Source organism: Massilia sp. LMS1-1-1.1 (genome assembly GCF_040815535.1).
Classification (GTDB): domain Bacteria; phylum Pseudomonadota; class Gammaproteobacteria; order Burkholderiales; family Burkholderiaceae_D; genus Janthinobacterium; species Janthinobacterium aestuarii.
Window position 1 is genome coordinate 439,930 of record NZ_JBFPNG010000023.1, and the last position, 17,195, is coordinate 457,124.

Consider the following 17,195-nt stretch of genomic DNA (forward strand, 5'->3'; position numbering starts at 1 on the left):
GCAAATAACCAGTTATCCAAGTTAATGGGAAAGCGTCCAGCCACCTCACTTTTACAGCCTGCTTAGGTCGGGATAAAGTCCGGGAATGGCTACAGCGAGTCGATCTGGCAGTTGGGGCACGTCGGGAGACGTTTCAAAACATAAGCCAGCCAGCGCGCCGGATCAACTCCGTTGAGCTTGGGGGTAGCGAATAGGCTCTGGATGGCAGCGGCACGCCGGCCCGCTCGTTCCGAGCCGGTAAACAACCAGTTCTTTTTGCCGATGGCGATGGGACGGATGGCGTTTTCGACCGGATTATTGTCGATCGGCAGCGTGCCCGAGCCGGCATAGCGCTGCAGCGCCGACCAGCGTTTAGCGCATGATTAACAGCCTTGGCCGTGCCGCTGTCGGCGGCGACCGCGCCTCGGGTCGTCAGCAACCAAGAGCGCAGCTCGGCCAGCGCCGGCGCGCCCAAGGCGCTGGCCGTTGCGGCGGATCGAGGCCCGCGCCCTGCTGCTCGATCGCGTAAAGCACCGCGATTCGCCGTAGTGCCTCGTCGGCGACGGGGCTGCCGCTGGCGGCATGCACGGCGAAGAATTTGCGCCGGACATGTGCCAGGCAGGCCAATTCGATAGGGCCATCGGCGAACAGAACCTTGTAGCCCACGTAATCGTCCACCATGAGATGGCCTTGCCAACCGTGCAGGAACGCGCGTGCGTGGGAGCCGACGCGGCTGATCTGATAATCGAACACGATGATCGGCGGACCATCGTCACGCGCCCCGGGCTGGTAAGCCAACAGGTAGGCGTGGCGGGTTTTTCCGCTACCGTGGTCGAGCTGGCGCACCGGAGTTTCGTCGGAGTGCAGACACGCGTGTTGCCGCAGCAGCTCGGCGAGCCGGTCGGCCAGCGGCTGCAGGGCTACGCTTATGCGGCTGATCCACTCGGCCAGGGTCGAGTGCGCCAGCACCTCGCCTTGGCGGGCGGCGATCTGCTCGATGCGATACAGCAGCAAATAATTCAGATATTTACAGGCGGCGATCCACGCCAGCAGCCCCACTGCGGCCATACCGCCATCAATGACGGCCGGCGGGATCGGTGCTGCTGTGACCGTCTCGCATGGATGGCACGCATACTGCGGACGGATATGGCGATGCACTAAGAAGCGCGCCGGTTCGACATCGAGTTGCTCGCTCACGTCCTCGCCGATCTTGACCAGGCCGGCACCGCACAGGCCGCACTGGCACGACTTGGTTTCGTGGCGATGTTCGATGCGAATCAATTCAGCTCGCAGCGGTCGGCGTGCCGGCGTTGGCGCCTGACCGGCGCCTGGCCTTCGATCTCCTCGTCGATGGCGGCCAGGTCGGTATCGTCCGTTTCCTCGAACAGCGGACGTTGTTCACCGACGAGCGCCTCGCTGGCCTTGTCGAAACGTACTCGCCGGTAGTTGGCAAGCTCGTGTGTCAGCGCGGTGATTGTGAACTCCTTCTCGGCCAGCAGGGCACTGCGTTGCGCCAGTTCGGTCTGCTGCTGCTCAACTAGGGCGCGCTAATGCACCAGCAGTGCTGGGTCGATATCGGTACGGGCAAGGTCGTCGAGCGGATTCATCCCATGCAGTTTACAGCCCAGGCGCCATGTTTACAAGCACCACGGCTCATGTCACAGCCGCCACTGGGCCGGCGCCAGCACCGACAGGCGTTGCCAGTCCACGCCGGCGACTAGCCAGCACAATTGTTCCGCGCTCATTTGCCAGCACGCCTCGCCCGCCTGGGGCCAGATGAACTAGCCCCGGTTCAGACGACGCAAACACATCCACACCCCGGTGCCTTCCCAGCATACCAGCTTGAGACGGGTACGGCGCCGGTTGGCGAACACAGAGGCGGTACCGTCACGCGGTGCGCGCCCCAGCACCTGCTGCACGTGCAGTGAAAGGCTATCGACACCGGTGCGCATTTCAACCGGTTCGATCGCCAGCCAGTTCGCACCAGGCAGTAGCTTCATCGCTGCGCCTGCAGCACTGCCGCCAGCCATACCGGATCGGCGCCGGCCTCGATCCGCATCAGCCAACCCGATGGGCTGCGCAGCTCCAAGGGCGCTGCGGTGGGAAGGGGCGGCTGGACGCGCACCGACAACAGCTGCGCCATTTGCGTCTCGCGGCCCATACGTGCAGACCAATACCGCAAACGATCCACGGAAAGGTTGTTTTTAGCGGCATACACATGCGCCTGTAGATCACTGCTACGCCAGTGTGCCACCCGCTCACACCAAGCCGATGCAGGTGTTCGTGGATTCGTCATGTGGTTCCTTTTATTGAGAACCTCGATTTTGCCGACAACGGTGCTGGTGTTACAGATGGGGTGGTTGGACGCTTACGGCATTCTCCCTCAGAACTTAACTCGACTTGCACAAGGACGAACGCGACTTACGATAACTCTTGTCGCGGTCACATATGCCGCTCAACCAACCCTATTAAGGGAGTTATTTGATGAGTACCGATAAAGTCACGAACCTGACCATTTTTACTACCGACTGGGCGAAAGAAGATCCCCGCTCCGTGAAGACCTACCTCAATGGAAAAGGCGACGGCCGGGTCCTGTGGTGGAATATCAATCGTTGGGTTCACCAGCATTTCAGGGCCAAAGCTTCGCTCGAGAAGATTATGTTTTGCTTCCACTCACGCCACCAAATTCTCACCTTGCTCAACCTCGAATATCGAGCCGACGTCCAAGAGGTGGCAAAGAAAATCCAGTCCGAGGGAGTTGTGGCAGGAATTCGATTCGCGATTTCCTCAGCCGGTAAGACGCGTTTGTCTGAAGGATCCACGTACTCGCAGCTCTCCTGCCATAAGGATGCCAAGCCATGAGCGAGGTTGGCGAAGGCCGGACATAGTGGTTTCACCCTGAACATCATGAAGACAAAAAATGAACAAACTTATTGAGCATATTAAAAAAGTAGCGATCAAAGACATCCGCCTTTTTTTCGAACCGTTCACCATAGTGACACGCCTGATTCGTCGCCTGGCCACAGCCGTGATTTCTCGTTTCAGACGATCGAAAACAAAGGACGAGAAGGAAGGTGATCAATGAAAAGTAGCGCTTTCTATGTGTTACTTTATTTCCATCCATTAGTGAAAATGCTCCTCACAATTGTGTGTCGGTTTTTCGGCTTCCTCTCGGTCATCATGCTGATTGCGATATTCTTCAATGACTCTTGGGCGGACATTCTCGCGATTACTGCACTATTCTTTGTGGTGTCGATCAGCGCCTCGATTCTTCAGGCAAGGTACACCAGGCTTCTGCTAAAACTCCAACCGGATGAGACTGAATACATTTTCTACGACTGATTGAACAGCCAAGGCCGACCGTCACCTGATAGTCGGTCTTGGTACCTCACATACCTCGGTGAAACAGGAGGAGAATCTGCAGCATCTTCCGGCCAACTGTTCGTTATCTCTTCCCTGCTTTATCTGTTTCTCAGCTATTTCTGATACATCCGTTATTCAGATACCTTGACTTTATCTGCATTTCAGATAATATCAATATATCTGAATAACGGATACTACACATGTCCTTCTCGCCCACCACCCACCGTCTCCTCACGGCGTCGCAGCTCGGCCAGTTGCTCGCATCGACCCGCAAACGGCATAAGATCACCCAGGCGACTGTAGGCACGCGCGTCGGCTTGAGCCAGAATCGCATCTCCTACCTGGAGAGCCATCCTGACGAAATCAGTGTCAAGCAGTTACTCAGCTGGTGCTCCGCACTCGAGCTGGAGCTGCAGTTGGGCGAGCGCGATACGTCCGCCACAAGCAATTCGGCCGAGTGGTAATCATGGGCCGCCGCTCACACAGCCAGACGCTTCATCTTTGGGCAAATGGCGACTATGTAGGACGCTGGACGGTCAAGGCCAACGGGGACTCCGAACTCCAGTACGATGCGTCCTGGCAAAGCTCAAGGCTCGGGCGCCCGATCTCGCTGTCGCTGCCGTTCAATCTACACAATGAACCGCTCAAGGGTGCCAGTGTTGCAAACTACTTTGAGGGCTTGCTGCCGGACAGTGACATCATTCGCAAACGCGTTGCGACCCGGTTCAAGACAGGCTCTCTCGAACCGTTCGACCTACTCGCGGCTATCGGCCGGGACTGCGTCGGCGCCTTGCAGCTGCTGCCCGAAGACGGCAAACCGGAAGGACTGGCCCAGGTCGATGGCATCGTCCTTGACGAGGAAAACATCGAGCGGCACCTGCTCGAAGCGGTTAGCTCAGAGCGACACGGCGCCACAGATGATGCCGACGATGATTTCCGCATTTCGCTGGCTGGCGCGCAAGAGAAAGACGCCTTCTTGTGGTGGGATGGGAAATGGATGAAGCCGCGTGGCGCTACGCCCACAACGCACATCTTCAAGCTCCCGATCGGGATGGTAGGCGGGAAAAAAGCCGACTTCACCACGTCGGTCGATAACGAATGGCTATGCCTGCGGCTGTTCAAGGAGTACGGGCTGCCCACGGCAAATGCCGAGATTGCGACGTTCGGCGCGCAACGGGTGCTCGTCGTCGAGCGTTTTGACCGCGTGCGCTCAGCCGATGGCAAACAGCTGTTCCGGCTGGTTCAGGAGGATTTTTGCCAGGCAACGGGAACATCACCGCTGCTGAAGTACGAAAATGACGGTGGGCCGGGGTTAAAACAGATGTTTACCCTACTGCAGCAATCGCAGCAGAGCGCTGCCGACATGCACACGCTGATGGCCTCCCAACTTCTGTTCTGGATGCTGCGCGCACCCGATGGCCACGCTAAAAACTTCAGTATCCAGCTACTCGCGGGCGCCGGCCAGTTCAAGCTGACGCCCATCTATGATGTGATGTCCGGCTATCCTGTGATCGGCCCTGGTCCCAATCAGTGGTCCGAACGCAAACTCAAGATGGCGATGGCGCTACTCGGAAGCAACCGGCACTATCTCGCGCATGGCATACAGCGGCGACACTTCAACAGCACTGCAAAAGCGGTCGGCTACGGCACGGACGCAGAACCGCTCCTGCTCGATTTCATTGCCCGCACACCTGCCATTGTCGACAAAGTGCGCAGCGAACTGCCTGTGGGATTTTCGGAGAAAGTGGCCGACAGAATTCTGGACGGCCTAATTGCCTCAGCGAAAGCCCTTCAACGGATGCCACCAGCCTGACCGGGTACCTCGCAGACGGCGCGGCCGCGCATCGGGCAGCAACACAAAAAAAACAGGATTTTAACCTTGGTAAGCGTATGTTTAACATTTCAGAGAGTCAGCCTGCGCGGCAAGTCATCAGCAGCACTGCCAGCAGGCTGAATATCATGTATTCATCTTATTTGCATGTTGGTTTTGTAAAATGAGAGCGATTTCGGGTCCTCGCCCAAGTAGCGAGCCCGATCTGCGATGAGTTCGTCGAGCGATTGCGGGCTCGTCAGGCTTGCCTTTTTCTCCGTGACAATCCTCATCGCTTCGCGCAGCAGGTCGGGCCAAATCAGCGGTATATAAACCTTGACCAGCCAAGCCCTGAGAGTCTTGATCTCATGCTCGCCCTTTGCTCTGAAGGAAATGACTGACATGTTGAAAATAATACCCTCTTCTTTAGGGACAATAATACGATGCCGAAGTGGATGCCAATAGTACATCCAAGTAAATAGGTCCACGAGGTGCCAGCGACCCGGGAATGCCAGCGATACGTCGCGCGCCGCAAACTCAAATTCGACGCACGGAAGGCCCATTTCCTCTTTCACTCCTTCGGTAACAGATTCGCTCAACAGTCCCCACCAAAAAGGATACGAATGCGTTCGAACCATAGGGCATTCGTGTTCAAACAGATCCAAGGCGCTTTGGTCGACAATCGTTTTTTTATTACTATCCAATCTACTTCTCCTCTTGGTTTTACAACAAAAAATCTATTAACAGGGCCTCAGCCGTGGCGCGCAGCGCAAGTGGGATTTCGCGTTCCGGTGTCATCCACTCCACGCCGTTGCGACGGGAGTTCTTCGCCCACAGCATATGAATCTGCTTTTCAGGCACGTCGAGGCCAAGGACGGTCATAGTGTTTACGATCAATCGGCAGTCGCTCACCCGCTCGGCGGGGATATCCGGCAATCCGACCACCTCAAGAATTCGCAGCGCTTTCTGAATTGTCTCCACACCTTGATCGTCCGCCTGGCCGCATCCGCCAGCCTTGAACGAACCGATGTAAGCGCTAATGACGGACTGCCGGTTGTGTCCTAACGCTTGCGCCACCTTCGCCTTCACTACACCCACTCCGTCGCCATTCAACTGCCCTGCGTCTCCACCCATCGTGGGCGGCATCAGTCCAAGCAGTAATGCTTGGTTCTCGGCGAACTGCGCTCGCAGGCCGTGCCCGGTTACGCCGGCGTCGGCCTTAGTGAATCCAAGCGACGTCATCAAATTTTCATACCGTCGAATGTTTTGCTCGAGGGTGACGGCCTTGCCAGTTTCCGAGTACTCCCACCCAAGCGGTTTATTTTTGGCGACACGTACCTTGACGTAATCGAGTAGCGCGCGCTGCGCGCTTGACGTGATCGGGATATTGCGCCAGCGCCCACCCTTCCCCATTCCTGGAAAGACCTGCAGGTATTGGCCAAAGTCCTGGGCGTGCGGATTGCATTTCAATACTTCTTCGCGGCGCAGACCGAAGCCGAGCTCCAGGCGCAGCATCAAACCGAGTCGGCGATCGCGCTCGTCCACCTCTTCAAATTTCGTTACCAGGTCAATCCCTTGGCCAGACCACGACTTCGTTGTTTGCGCGGCCGTGCGGACCTTCAACAGCTGCGGGTCCACATCCGGGAGATATTTCTGCACGGCGCCTACCATCCCTGGCTTGCCAAGCATCGCGCAAAACACGCGCAGGCGGGAAAGCTCGTTCTGAATGGTCTTGATCTTCTTTTGTTTGCAGTACCACGAATCCTTCACGAGTACGTCGATGTGCCGCTCCCCCAGGTTCTTCGGGTCCTGAATCTTGTAGCCGAGCTCGTGCAGCCGTCGGCCCGCTGCGTTTACGACTTCCTTCGTTAGTGTCTGGGTTCGTTCGGACGCCACCTTGCCATTTACTCGACGGGTGCCGGCCGAATCCATAATCGCGTTCACTTTTTGCTTCCACATTTAGCGCTCCAAGAAACTATCCATACTGCTTATCGCCGGAGGCGGAAGCATTGGCATCTCGATGCGGCGGGGGTAAGGCGCCCGTCGTAAATAAACCGATTTCGCATCCGTGAGCCTTACTGCCAATCACAAATACGCCGATCCCTTGCGGTAATCGGTCTCTCTTCCGAGGAAGAGAACTGAACGTTAAAGCGGTTTCTCGCTGCGCATTCCTGGAACAAGTCCGGGCGTGAGGATGCGCGCCTCTAGGTGGCGGGGAAACCAGTGGGAGCTGGCGTGAGATTCATAGGTGCCGTGCGAACGAGCACATGCGGCCTAAGGGGTGACTAGCCCGATCACGATGTTTGCAGTTGAAGTGTTTGAGGGTGCTGCTCTTCGGAGCGAAGAAGGGATGGAGACATGGCTGTAGCGTGGCCGTCTGCGCTAACCACTCAAGCAGGAACGTCGATCTGTGATCGGGTTTTCCCTGCCATTGCGCTGGAAAGCCGATGACGACACGTTTTGGGGATCACTCTGTACCTGCCTGTAGGGCCTTGCAGACAAGACCTGACCAAGTAAGAACTGGATTTTTTGATGGTGATGAGTGCTCGCGATCGGATGAAAGCGAGCGATGCCAAACGCTTGGCGTTGCGAAAAGCTGTTCTCTCTCAGTGGACAGAACAACTTGAAATTGCGGGGAAAAAAATGCCGAAAGGCCGACGCTGACTACTTTATCCAAGCATGGCTAGCGTGTCAAGAAACATTGTTTGCAGGGCCGCTTGTCTGAATTTCCGCACCTGGTGATAGCTAATAACGGCGCATTTTCGAACCTCGATATTCGACACGGACTGCTTTCTGGTCCCTGTCGCGGCTCATGGTCACGATGAAAACCTGACTTGCGCACGCCGGCTTGCGCTTTACATTAAATCTTTCACTGACACTTGGAGTTCTAAATGGAAAACATCTCAATCGCAATCGATGGCGGCCACTCAATGTTCAAAATTCGCGCAGCCTCGCTGGCATCGCCAGACGAGCGTCATTCGTTTCAGATTCCCACTGTCGTGATCCCCGCGATCACGCTGACGAACGAGCAGACGCGACAAAAAGCTGAGCTCGAAACTGTCGAGGTGGATGGGCGCAGATACTTCTTCGGCGATACCGCGTTGCGGCAAGGCCGCTCAGAAGTATACACGGGACAAAATGCGGATTGGATCGAGAGTCCCCAGCACGATGCACTAGTGCTGGGAGCATGGCGCAAGGCCATGCAGGCATTCGGCAATCCCTCGGCAAGGGTGCATCTGGTGATGGGCTTGCCGGCCAAGTTCGTCGGGTCGCAGCGCGACACGCTGCGCAACCGCATCGTGGCTTTGCTGACCCCACGCCTCCTGCCCGGCCAGACGCTCAGGGTGATGGTGCAGAGCCAGGCGGATGCACCGCTGCAGTGGCTCTCGATCCAGAATAACGGATGTCTCCACCCGCAGCGAGATCTCGACAGCGAGGCCTGGGGCGTCATCGAAATCGGCCACTACACTACCGACTTCGCGCTGTGCGATCGCGGCTCCATGATGGAGTACGCGGCCATATCGTGCGCAGGCATGCATCTGGTCTACGACGGCATGTCCAGCGCACTGGCGCAGGCCAAGTTGCCAACATCACTGGACGTGGTCGATGCGGCAATACGCAGCGGAAGCATCAAACACTTCGGGCAACGCGTCGACGTCTCTCGCTTGCTCAATCAGGCGAAAGCCGGCTTCGAAGCCGTCGTCATGGATGAAGCCAACCGGGTATTTGGCCAAAAAGCGGCCGTATTGGATGGCATCATCATTGGTGGTGGAGGTGCTGAAATGCTTCTTGAGGGACTCAAACAACGATATCCCAATGCTGTCACCAGCGACGAGCCGCGGATGATGGTCGCGGAAGGCTTCTGCCGCCTCGGCCTGCTGTCACTGCTGCAGTCCTGATCCAGGGATCCTCCATGTCGACACCAATGGATAAGCCGCCGAAAATCGGTACCGAGATCACGGTTCGCATCAGCCTGACTTTTCAGGAGGCACCGGACGTCCACACGCTGTTGGCGATGACGCCAGTGCGCGAACGGGGCAAGCTCGTGCGCCTGGCCTTGGAGCGATACATCGCCGAGATCGGTCACCCAGCAGGTGACGTCGAACAGCAGATCCATGCTATCTCGACATGGCTGAGGTCCCGGAGTGGGCGGGAAGAAGCGACAGTGGTTGCTGCACGCAGTTCCGAAGCGGCGGGCCTGGTCGATGCTGCGGGTACAACCCAAGTTCGCGAAACGCCAAAGCCTGTCTCAACACTAAGTGAACTGGCTCAAAAAGAGACACCAAGTGCGCCATCACCCATTGCGAGATGGCTTCAAACCTAGGCGGACAATCGGATTATCGATCGCATCTGCAGGCTAAATTGGTTCAGAAAGGAAAGTCTGAAAGGCACCCCGAAATGGGCATCGACGAACGGATTTGGACCGCTGGAGGCAGAAACGCGAGAAAAAGCTTTTCTGTTACGGTCACATAATTACACTGCAAGCTCCATCCACGTCAAAAGGAGCATTTAATGAACCAAAAACAAGCTGATCATAACGCTAACCAGCATAACCCGAACAACATCGCGCACAAGCGGGTGAATGACAATCGTTCGAATCAGGGAAATCCCACAAGCCCAGTGCATGACAAAGGCAGAGCCATTCAGCAACCGGCCATGAAACGCAAATAAAATAGAAGGCAATATCTTGGGGCGCGCAGCATCGATTTGCGGGCCCCGCTTCCAAAATGGAGTGTGCAATGGCAAGAAAAAAGGCGAATGACGGAGTTTTGGCAACGATCGAGCGACTGACAGGCAAAGTGCCTTGTCCTATGTATTTACGGAGTGCGCTGAACAAGTATTTGTACCAGGAACAGCTATTTGAAGGCGCAACCGCCGGGAATACACATGGTCGCCGTAAACAGCTGGGACAGCTACGTGGCCCAGATACTGACAACCTCGTGCGTAACCTGCTGGACCTCGATGCGCTCTTCAGCGGTGAGACAACCACGGTGATAGACGTCGTCACTGGTGCGATAGATCCGAATATCTTGAACGAACGGCTGAATGATGTCGAGCAAAGCATGCAGCAACGCCTCGATATCTACCGCTACTGGCTGGATCGTATCTCGTCAGCGCGCTCCGTTCTTGCTGACCCTCATTTGAATTTAAAGGTAGACAGGCTGGATGAGAGGTTGTTGGCCGCTAGGAATACTGAGATACCGACTATTGCTCCCTTTGCGCTGCATGCACTGCAAGTGCAGGAGGCGAGTGAAGCGAAGGTGCGGACAGGCTTGCCAAGCGCAGCTGAGTTTGTATCAAGGGCGGATGCTTATCTCGCGCTGGACGACTTGGCGAATGCGGATAGAAATGCCTGCTCAGCTATCGAGCGAGACGCATCTTGCGCACGAGGTTGGTTTATCCGCGTCGCGATCGCGCTCCGACGCCGTCAATCGGCAATGCGAACCTTCCACCGGAAGAGGATGGAGGCGCAGGAATTTTCGGAACCACTCTCGGGGCATGAAAGATGGGCAAATGAACAAGCCGACGAGTCAGCTAACGATGCCTGGGAGCACCAGCAGTCTCTGGATGCGATACTGTCGCAAGCCATTTTGCATTGGCCCCAAAATGCAGGGCGACGTGAATACGGCGATTTATGGAAGCAGGTTCGCAACGTATTCGTCGGAAGAATGTTCGCGATTGCGGTGCACGATGTCCAACGAGCAGGCTCACGGGAGCAGTGGGCGCATCTGAACGGCCTGGAGCTAGAATGGGAACTCGAGCACCGAAAGCAGCCATATGCGTCGAGCAGCGGATTGACTGGAAGCTCATCATTCACCGCAGAGGAAACGCGAGCCATCACTAATCTGCTGGCTGTCTATGATGATAAGCCTCAACAGTTTTTTGACATCATTGAGGGTAGCAGAATCTCCACTGACTTCCAGCTTTACCACCTGCGCTTCGCGCTACGCATGGAAGGTTGCGACGCGCACTGGGCCAAGTTGCAGGCCGCAGTTGCGACAAGCACGCTTGCCTCGCAGGCCGATAACCTGATGCGTGATCCTACTGTAGCGAAACTATGGCAGGCGCATTACTGCCGCCACAGTCAGCCAGCTGCTCTGGTGCAGTCTTACGCGAAATGGCTAAAGGAAACCCAAGCGCAAAGCAACGGACGCCTTCGTCACTCTGTCCTGCAGCAATATGCCCACCTATTTCACCATCAATTCGTGCGGCGGCAATTCGGCCTATGTGGGGAGGTGGCCACTGAGGCACTGACACTTTTTGAAGGAGCTACGGCGCTGACCGGCTGGTTTGGGTGGCAGCCGCATCCCTACGACGACTCCATCAGCATGCCGCTCCATCAATGCCGTTACTGGCAGTACCTTGCCGCAGTCGCTGCCGTCGAGCAGCGCAGAAAGAGCGAGTCCCTATCAGCACAAGCGCAAGCGATACTCGATGACGAAAACCGCTGGCGAGAGGCCTTTTCAGAACAAGCCACATGCTTTTGGACGGCATCAATGGAGTACGAGGAGGGCTGTGGCGAAGACTGGCCCGAGCCGCCTTATGGAATCGACCTGCGCGAGCAGGAAAATTGGGCGAAAGAGGCGCAATTTGTGCCAAATAAGTGAAAGGGAGGAGATTCAGGCAGTTCGACTGCCGGGCGAGTAGCGTACATTTGGACTATTTACAGACGTTCCACCATTCATCCTACTGTCACATATGACGTTGTCACCGTCCAGTAAACGGATACCGCACGCAATGCGCAAGTAAACTGCAATCGATGGGGCAGGTAAGATGGTGCTCAACGCTGCGGCAGTGAGTGCGTCGGCGCCGAGCCGTGAGTTACTTGTGGCAAATATTGCAGGACCCCCCGCCCTCATCCACACCATAGAGGTCGTCAATATCCATCACCTCTTCAAAAGGGCGAAGCGGGTTTTTAGGGCGCCGAGCACGCTCCCGTTCAACGCGAATCTCAAAATCCAGTTTAATTTTTTTGATTCGCTCTGGGTTTTCTAATTCCGTTAGCGGCTCATCTTTAGTCCAGGTAAAGGGAGAGCCACAATCCAAAGCGGTTTTCTCGTAAGCTTTTGCCTCTTCGAACGCGTCCGGATGCTGCTCCCTGAGTCTTACCCACTCGATTTTCTGCTGGAAAAAACAAAACGTGCATCCGGAACGGCTGCGCCAGTCGTAGTACTTGGGCAATCCCACTCCTGACGATTCGAGAATTTCTATTACCCCAGCCTTGTCGATTCCCGCTTCGCGGAAGGGCATCTGTATTTTCAAGCTTTCGTTCTTCGACGCGTATCCTTCGCGATAGTCCTCATCGGCGCGAATGGCGACGTACGAAAAAACCTTACTGCCAGCACTAAGCATCGGCTTGACGTACTGTTCGAAGGGCGCTAGTTTCAGCTGCCGGGTGCACCATCGGGTTTGCGCCGAGGGTAAGAAATTGCCGTATTCCCGAAGCCAGAAATCAAAGTCCCGACGAGGGTTCAGGCGTAAAATAGTTTTCCCTAGGAAACCTTCTAAGCGCCCAAGAAACTCGTACACTTCTGGCAACTCTTTTCCGGTGTCGGTAAAAAAGTATTCGAAGTCCACGTCAGGCATCGTCTGCCGCACATACACTGCCAGCGCTGCGCTGTCGCGACCGCCAGACAATCCAAGTACATGTCGCTCATTCATTTTTGTTTTCCTTTTCATTAAGGATAGACCCTGCGCGCGCCAGCGTAGCGAACAGTAGATCACCTTTCAAACCCGAGTTCTCCAAATGCCGCAGCAGATCATCGGCGGCGACCTGGACAACATTTTTGTCGCGGCCGGCAAGTTCGAAGGTTTTCGTGAACACCTGGGATGTACCTGCGGCACCGACGATAATCGAGAATGCTTCGCGGCCCGGCCCTCTCCCTTGAACGTTGACCAAAGCCTCCGCTCTGCGAAAAGCAAGCGCAAGTTCAGACACAGCGACCACAGCCCCATCGATGTCAAGATCAGTCCAATCACGCGGCGGTTTGTTGGCCGCCAAGCTCAAAATACCCTCGATGGACAACTGCGAGCCGTCGCGTTTCTTCAAGCGGGCGGCAAACCCTTCTAAACGAAGGTCACCGGTGAGCTTGGAAACAGACTCGGCCCGTTCGCGTAGTTCTGGATCATCCTTCTCGCCAGCATCGATCGCGCGTGCCATCGCCTGGTCCACTTTCATCAGCATTTGCGGATATGCATCCAACAATTCGACCATCAGCGGTTCAAGCGCAGGGCCGACTTCCGAAGTTGGTACGCCGAGGGTCGCAGGCAGATCAATCATCAATAACCGGTTCGGGTCATTGGCACGAAGCAAGAGGTCGCGCACCGCCTTTGCCTCTTTCGACACACGCTGCGTTCGTCTCGCCCACGCCGGCAGCGAAAAGGCGAGCTTGACCAGGCTGCGTGCGATATCTAGGGGCGAGGTGCCGCTAGGCGCGAAGCCGCAGCGGCTCACTGCGTCCGCCACGGACGCCACAGCTGCAATCTGGTTGTGCTCTTCGTCCACCCAGCGCAGTGTGAATCGGTGCGCATCTTGCAAAAGTTCGTCGGCGTCGACATCGGTAAGCTTGGGTTCAAAAATCCCTGCACGGTAGACTGCTACCCGGTTCGAATGGGCGAGCGCAAACGCGAGCAGAATTACTGGCATCAGCCCGGCCTTCACACCGTAAGGTTCGGCTCTCCATTTGTCGTAAAGCTCAGCGGCGCTAATACTCTTGCCACCCGCCTGCAAAAGCGCTTGTGTGGTCATTTCCCAAATCGGGTGCAATTTCGAGTCGTCGTCCGGAATTGGGGCTTTGAAGCCCCAGGTATTGTCCGCGATTCGACCATGAAGGCCGGTCGCCGCAAGCAGCGTTTCGTACAAACCGCGTTCAGCAGGAAAACCCTCAATAGCGAGCTGCTTCTTGTCGCCGTGATCGACCATACGATGTAGCAGGTCGCGACGTGCTTTTACACTGTTGGCCGAGAGCGATTCTCGATTTACCAGCTCGCTCCATACCTTGGGTGCAGCTCTGTAGATGTCGTCCGCCATTTGCGAGGAGGCCGCTGACAAGCTGTAGACAGTCTGGGGTTGCGCGTTAAGCAGCCACTGCGCTCCGTTGACTGCTTCACGAAGGGCTTCCTCCAGCGCGCCTTTGACACTTGTCAGGCGCGCAGCTACTTCGCGTCTGGCCACCGAGTCCCCTTCGAGCTCCGGACTGCTGTCCTCAACGATCCGAAGGCAAATCAACTCGGCACCCAAGTCGTCAATCAATTGATGGTTCGGAGGGACACCAAATACAACTCGCTTGGCCACCTGCTGCTCGATTGTCGACAATGACTTCAGTACGTCCTGCCCCGACGCTTGCCAATTGGGCAGGACCAGCGCGAACCGCCCAAACTCGCCGCTGTCAGGCAGGTAATGATTGACCAGATGCTCCGCTTCCTCAAGCGAATGCAACGAAACTCCCATCCAACGAAAGCTGCCGGTCTCGTGGTAGTGACGCTTGGCGATTACCGGGTGTAGGCTCGCCATCTTCGTCAGCGTCGCGGTATCTGCCCGCACGAAGCCCGCGCGTGCCTTGGTGACCGCCTGCTCGATGTCGAAGTCGCTGCCTTCAAAAACTGTCCAGGCCTGTACGTGCTTTCTGAATAGGGCAACGCGCCATTGAGTCAGTTTTTCTAGGCTATCTTTAACGGCTTGCTCGCTGGCGCCAGGAACTGCGGTGCGAAGAACTGCATCGGTCGCCACGAGGCCGGAGGAGCCTCGAAAGAAGTCAATCAAGGCCAACGCCTTGGCCAAGGCCATGTCGATACTGGCAGCTCCTTTCGCTTCCGCGCGCTCAACAGCCTCAACGGCTTGCGCCCAGCGATGACCATCGGGCGAGGCAAGAATCGCTTGCTCCAGGTTCGTCCGTAGGTAATCCCAGTAGTTGTCCGGTCCATAAACTGAGCGTCCATCCCACGTTTGCAGGAAATCTTGCAATGCGTGGGGCTCGAGTGACGACAGGAAACCGAACACACTGCGTTCGTTCTGGCCGAATTGGCGTCGCGAGGAAGGACCGAGCAACGAGGCGGTTATTGGATGCAGCGGCCAGCACGCATCAAGAAGTTCGCCCATGCCGTCGCCAACGGCCGGGCGCCGGGCGGCAATCGCTGCAGCAATTGCGTGTGCATTGTCGAGACTGTCTGGATGGGGCAAGTCGCATTCGACCGCCTTGCCGATTAGCTGCACCACTTCGTCGCCGGTTCCTACAAACGAAATATCACCGTAACGGCCCTGAATCTTTGCCCATTCTTCGCGGGCTTCGATGCCCAGCCGCGATGCGTATTGGCGAAAAGCTTGGTGCAGCAACCCCACTATCGTGAGCTGGCCCTTGCAAAGGCCCGCCTTCTCTGCCAAGTTCTGGAAAAAATGGATGTCCTCGCCCCCGGCCGCCGCAGCTTCCAGGAACTTGCCCATCTCGTCAACAATAAGCAGCACTCCGTCGAAACGGTCACCCTCGGCCAAGGCAACAAGGTCGTCCACCACATGCTGTGGCTTGAATGATTTGGCAGGGCTCAGCATCTTGTCGAGCAGCCTAGCGGTCTCGACCGCGATGCTGCCGCGCTTGCCGACAACCGGCAGCACCAGCCACCCCTTGCCGGAGACATTGAATGCGTCGCGAAAAAACGGCACGCTATCACCAAGGATGGCGTCGGCGCGCCTACGTATATCGGCATTGCCGGACAACGCCGAAGCCAGCACGACCGCCAAGGAAGATTTGCCGCCGCCGTATGGGCCGGTCCAAGTGAAGGCGCGGTCATTGGAACCTTCGATTTGGCGGCTCATGATCGACAAAGCTTGACGCGCGGTGTCAGTCAATACATAGCCGTCGAGGGCATCGGCCTGGCCGATGTCCGCGTCGATGCGCACCGAGCGACGATAATGTCGCGCGATTCGGACTGCCTGCTGCAAGGGAATTTCTGCGGCTTTATTCATAGGTCTTTCTCATCATGCTTTTCTTGAACCGCATCGCATCGAAGTCTCTTCTGTAGACTTGGCGCAATCCGGACGTCTCGGACCACTTCAGTTTGCCGTCCGTCAAGTCGGCGAGAACGAATAAGCGTTCGGCCGTGGATTCTTCGTCGAGTTTGAAGACCCGCCCCGGCGAGCCAGCCGCGTATGCAATTGACTCGAAAGTTAGTGACGTTTCCCCGGCGTGGTAACGGTCCCAATAGTCAATAAGGGCCCAGGCGAAGAAAGCGTTGCTCAGCGACGACTTCGGCCCACGCCGGAACGAAAACACGCCCTTGCGCACTTCCTGCATCAAGCCGAGCTCGGCGAGCATCGGTTCGGCGGCCTCTTCAATTGGAGTTGCCGCAGAGCGTGGCGCATACCCGCGCACGCAAGTCTCAAGGTCCCGGCCTAAAGTAGCTTGCGATAGCTTCTTTCCTGGCGATAGCGACTGCGCAAACTTCGTCAGCATCGGCAGGATTTCGTCGCGCGTGAAGGTCTGTACGTTCAAGACATTAAATAGCCAAAACCAAGTGGTCGAACGCGACGCCCGTCCCGCAAGGCACCAGTGTGCGTACCAGGCGGTCGTCGGATTTTCGGAGTAGGGATCGAAGCCACCATCTCGGTAAATTTCGCGGGCGACGGGATCAAGCACAAAATGCTTCTTTGATGGGTCGTCAACCATCACTTCGCAGGCAAGCGCCCAATGCTTGATAGATGACACCATATTGCGACCGACGCCGAACGTGGCGATCGCGTCGTCATTCGAGAACGTTTCCTTTGAAATGATCCAATCCTTGTCAGATTGTTCAATGGCCTTTTTCAGCCACATCTGCCGAAGTGGAAAGGTCTCATGTCCCGAGAAATGGGGTGAAAGTTGCATTTCGTTAATAGTCATATGATAAGTGGTCGCCGTACTGGCGACTTTCGCCAGTTTCAGTGCACGCGGACTGGAGATGGGCTCCAGTTCGCAAATAGTGAATTTTACAGGCTTAGCGCGATGCCCTGCACGTTATTCACCGCCAAGGATCTTGGAATGCACACTTTAGCTCCCAATGCGCCGCGGTA

General features: G+C 56.4%; 16 protein-coding genes and 1 pseudogene. 8 read left to right on the forward strand and 9 right to left on the reverse strand.

The window, feature by feature from the left end:
* Window positions 1-89: 89 nt before the first annotated feature.
* The 4 genes and pseudogenes from tnpC to tnpA all read right to left on the reverse strand — a co-directional run bounded on the left by tnpC (window position 90) and on the right by tnpA (window position 2,275).
* Window positions 90-1,260 (reverse strand): annotated as a pseudogene (tnpC, locus tag MRBLMS1_RS17015) (IS66 family transposase).
* Window positions 1,257-1,496: an IS66 family transposase gene (locus MRBLMS1_RS17020; protein ID WP_485881030.1), complete on the reverse strand. Its 240-nt coding sequence runs from the start codon at window positions 1,494-1,496 to the stop codon at window positions 1,257-1,259. The pseudogene tnpC and the gene MRBLMS1_RS17020 overlap by 4 nt, the downstream one beginning before the upstream one ends.
* Window positions 1,497-1,760: 264 nt before the next feature.
* Window positions 1,761-1,979 (reverse strand): IS66 family insertion sequence element accessory protein TnpB, encoded by a 219-nt coding sequence (gene tnpB, locus MRBLMS1_RS17025; RefSeq protein ID WP_485880566.1) that lies wholly within the window; start codon window positions 1,977-1,979, stop codon window positions 1,761-1,763.
* Window positions 1,976-2,275, reverse strand: a complete 300-nt coding sequence (gene tnpA, locus MRBLMS1_RS17030; protein ID WP_485880568.1) for an IS66 family insertion sequence element accessory protein TnpA — start codon at window positions 2,273-2,275, stop codon at window positions 1,976-1,978. The genes tnpB and tnpA overlap by 4 nt, the downstream gene beginning before the upstream one ends.
* Before the next feature lie 188 nt (window positions 2,276-2,463).
* On the opposite strand from tnpA, the gene MRBLMS1_RS17035 reads away from it, so the two are divergent.
* The 4 genes from MRBLMS1_RS17035 (at window position 2,464) to MRBLMS1_RS17050 (ending at window position 5,155) form a co-directional block, all read left to right on the forward strand.
* Entirely contained in the window at window positions 2,464-2,841 is a 378-nt protein-coding gene (locus MRBLMS1_RS17035) for a hypothetical protein (protein WP_485880570.1), read from the forward strand.
* A 58-nt stretch (window positions 2,842-2,899) separates the two neighbouring features.
* Window positions 2,900-3,064: a hypothetical protein gene (locus MRBLMS1_RS17040; RefSeq protein WP_485880572.1), complete on the forward strand. Its 165-nt coding sequence runs from the start codon at window positions 2,900-2,902 to the stop codon at window positions 3,062-3,064.
* 478 nt (window positions 3,065-3,542) lie between these two features.
* The gene (locus MRBLMS1_RS17045) at window positions 3,543-3,806 is read left to right on the forward strand and encodes a helix-turn-helix domain-containing protein (RefSeq protein WP_010394120.1); all 264 of its coding nucleotides are present in this window, start codon (window positions 3,543-3,545) and stop codon (window positions 3,804-3,806) included.
* A gap of 2 nt (window positions 3,807-3,808) precedes the next feature.
* Entirely contained in the window at window positions 3,809-5,155 is a 1,347-nt protein-coding gene (locus MRBLMS1_RS17050) for a type II toxin-antitoxin system HipA family toxin (RefSeq protein WP_485880575.1), read from the forward strand.
* A 152-nt stretch (window positions 5,156-5,307) separates the two neighbouring features.
* Here MRBLMS1_RS17050 and MRBLMS1_RS17055 read toward each other — a convergent pair whose 3' ends face one another.
* Window positions 5,308-5,856: a hypothetical protein gene (locus MRBLMS1_RS17055; protein ID WP_485880577.1), complete on the reverse strand. Its 549-nt coding sequence runs from the start codon at window positions 5,854-5,856 to the stop codon at window positions 5,308-5,310.
* A 19-nt stretch (window positions 5,857-5,875) separates the two neighbouring features.
* Complete coding sequence (locus MRBLMS1_RS17060; protein ID WP_485880579.1) at window positions 5,876-7,111, reverse strand: phage integrase N-terminal domain-containing protein; 1,236 nt, start codon at window positions 7,109-7,111, stop codon at window positions 5,876-5,878.
* Between the two features lie 932 nt (window positions 7,112-8,043).
* Here MRBLMS1_RS17060 and MRBLMS1_RS17065 point away from each other — a divergent pair.
* The 4 genes from MRBLMS1_RS17065 to MRBLMS1_RS17080 all read left to right on the forward strand — a co-directional run bounded on the left by MRBLMS1_RS17065 (window position 8,044) and on the right by MRBLMS1_RS17080 (window position 11,760).
* On the forward strand, window positions 8,044-9,051 hold the full coding sequence (locus tag MRBLMS1_RS17065) for a ParM/StbA family protein (protein WP_485880581.1): 1,008 nt from the start codon (window positions 8,044-8,046) through the stop codon (window positions 9,049-9,051).
* Between the two features lie 14 nt (window positions 9,052-9,065).
* A complete protein-coding gene (locus MRBLMS1_RS17070; protein ID WP_485880582.1) occupies window positions 9,066-9,476 on the forward strand; it encodes a hypothetical protein in 411 nt (136 codons plus the stop codon).
* A gap of 188 nt (window positions 9,477-9,664) precedes the next feature.
* Window positions 9,665-9,823: a hypothetical protein gene (locus tag MRBLMS1_RS17075; RefSeq protein ID WP_485880583.1), complete on the forward strand. Its 159-nt coding sequence runs from the start codon at window positions 9,665-9,667 to the stop codon at window positions 9,821-9,823.
* A 68-nt stretch (window positions 9,824-9,891) separates the two neighbouring features.
* The gene (locus tag MRBLMS1_RS17080; protein WP_485880584.1) at window positions 9,892-11,760 is read left to right on the forward strand and encodes a hypothetical protein; all 1,869 of its coding nucleotides are present in this window, start codon (window positions 9,892-9,894) and stop codon (window positions 11,758-11,760) included.
* A gap of 214 nt (window positions 11,761-11,974) precedes the next feature.
* On the opposite strand, the gene MRBLMS1_RS17085 is transcribed toward MRBLMS1_RS17080, so the two are convergent.
* The 3 genes from MRBLMS1_RS17085 to MRBLMS1_RS17095 are packed head-to-tail and all read right to left on the reverse strand — an operon-like array spanning window position 11,975 to window position 17,025.
* The gene (locus tag MRBLMS1_RS17085) at window positions 11,975-12,814 is read right to left on the reverse strand and encodes a phosphoadenosine phosphosulfate reductase domain-containing protein (protein ID WP_485880586.1); all 840 of its coding nucleotides are present in this window, start codon (window positions 12,812-12,814) and stop codon (window positions 11,975-11,977) included.
* Window positions 12,807-16,112: an ATP-binding protein gene (locus tag MRBLMS1_RS17090; protein ID WP_485880588.1), complete on the reverse strand. Its 3,306-nt coding sequence runs from the start codon at window positions 16,110-16,112 to the stop codon at window positions 12,807-12,809. The genes MRBLMS1_RS17085 and MRBLMS1_RS17090 overlap by 8 nt, the downstream gene beginning before the upstream one ends.
* Window positions 16,105-17,025: a DUF4007 family protein gene (locus MRBLMS1_RS17095; RefSeq protein ID WP_485880590.1), complete on the reverse strand. Its 921-nt coding sequence runs from the start codon at window positions 17,023-17,025 to the stop codon at window positions 16,105-16,107. The genes MRBLMS1_RS17090 and MRBLMS1_RS17095 overlap by 8 nt, the downstream gene beginning before the upstream one ends.
* Window positions 17,026-17,195: the final 170 nt, after the last annotated feature.

Bases quoted from the DNA above. Each gene is read 5' to 3' on its own strand.
- MRBLMS1_RS17065 (WP_485880581.1), top strand. From the start codon at position 8,044: ATGGAAAACATCTCAATCGCAATCGATGGCGGCCACTCAATGTTCAAA.
- tnpB (WP_485880566.1), bottom strand. From the start codon at position 1,979: ATGAAGCTACTGCCTGGTGCGAACTGGCTGGCGATCGAACCGGTTGAA.
- MRBLMS1_RS17050 (WP_485880575.1), top strand. From the start codon at position 3,809: ATGGGCCGCCGCTCACACAGCCAGACGCTTCATCTTTGGGCAAATGGC.
- MRBLMS1_RS17085 (WP_485880586.1), bottom strand. From the start codon at position 12,814: ATGAATGAGCGACATGTACTTGGATTGTCTGGCGGTCGCGACAGCGCA.
- MRBLMS1_RS17080 (WP_485880584.1), top strand. From the start codon at position 9,892: ATGGCAAGAAAAAAGGCGAATGACGGAGTTTTGGCAACGATCGAGCGA.
- MRBLMS1_RS17090 (WP_485880588.1), bottom strand. From the start codon at position 16,112: ATGAATAAAGCCGCAGAAATTCCCTTGCAGCAGGCAGTCCGAATCGCG.
- MRBLMS1_RS17035 (WP_485880570.1), top strand. From the start codon at position 2,464: ATGAGTACCGATAAAGTCACGAACCTGACCATTTTTACTACCGACTGG.
- MRBLMS1_RS17040 (WP_485880572.1), top strand. From the start codon at position 2,900: ATGAACAAACTTATTGAGCATATTAAAAAAGTAGCGATCAAAGACATC.
- MRBLMS1_RS17075 (WP_485880583.1), top strand. From the start codon at position 9,665: ATGAACCAAAAACAAGCTGATCATAACGCTAACCAGCATAACCCGAAC.
- tnpA (WP_485880568.1), bottom strand. From the start codon at position 2,275: ATGACGAATCCACGAACACCTGCATCGGCTTGGTGTGAGCGGGTGGCA.
- MRBLMS1_RS17070 (WP_485880582.1), top strand. From the start codon at position 9,066: ATGTCGACACCAATGGATAAGCCGCCGAAAATCGGTACCGAGATCACG.
- MRBLMS1_RS17095 (WP_485880590.1), bottom strand. From the start codon at position 17,025: ATGACTATTAACGAAATGCAACTTTCACCCCATTTCTCGGGACATGAG.
- MRBLMS1_RS17045 (WP_010394120.1), top strand. From the start codon at position 3,543: ATGTCCTTCTCGCCCACCACCCACCGTCTCCTCACGGCGTCGCAGCTC.
- MRBLMS1_RS17060 (WP_485880579.1), bottom strand. From the start codon at position 7,111: ATGTGGAAGCAAAAAGTGAACGCGATTATGGATTCGGCCGGCACCCGT.